1 protein-coding gene is annotated in these 633 nt (G+C 47.1%); it reads left to right on the plus strand.

Annotated features, from left to right (window positions below):
- On the plus strand, positions 1-633 hold a 633-nt coding region (locus KIV40_RS32720), incomplete at both ends, for an alpha-amylase family glycosyl hydrolase (protein ID WP_285353535.1).

Below are 633 nucleotides of genomic sequence, written 5' to 3' on the forward strand. Positions count from 1 at the left end.
ATTACTATATCTGGAAAGATCCGGTTAATGGCAAGGCACCAACTAACTGGCAGTCGAAGTTTGGTGGTAATGCTTGGGAGCTAGATGAAGCTACGGGCCAATACTACTTGCACCTATTTGCGAAAGAGCAAGCCGACCTAAACTGGGAAAACCCGAAGGTTCGTGGTGAAGTCAAAGAGATCATCAGTTACTGGGCGGAGAAAGGCGTCGATGGCTTCCGTTTAGATGTCATCAACTTGATTTCTAAGCAGCAAGATTTCCCGAACGATGAGATTGGCGATGGTCGTCGTTTCTACACGGATGGCCCACGAGTTCACGAATACTTGCAAGAGATAAGCGACGCGGTTTTCCAAAAGTACGGCAGCGTAACGGTTGGTGAGATGTCTTCGACAACCCTTGAGCACTGTCAGCAATACTCTAGTCTTGATCAAAAAGAGCTGTCGATGGTGTTTAACTTCCATCACCTAAAGGTCGATTATCCAAATGGTGAAAAATGGACCAAAGCACCGTTTGATTTCTTACAGCTGAAGTCGATCTTTAACCATTGGCAAAGTGGACTCAACGGTAAAGGTTGGGGTGCGCTTTTCTGGTGTAACCACGACCAACCTCGTGTGGTAAGCCGTTTGGGTGACG

This window comes from Vibrio sp. D173a (genome assembly GCF_030248475.1).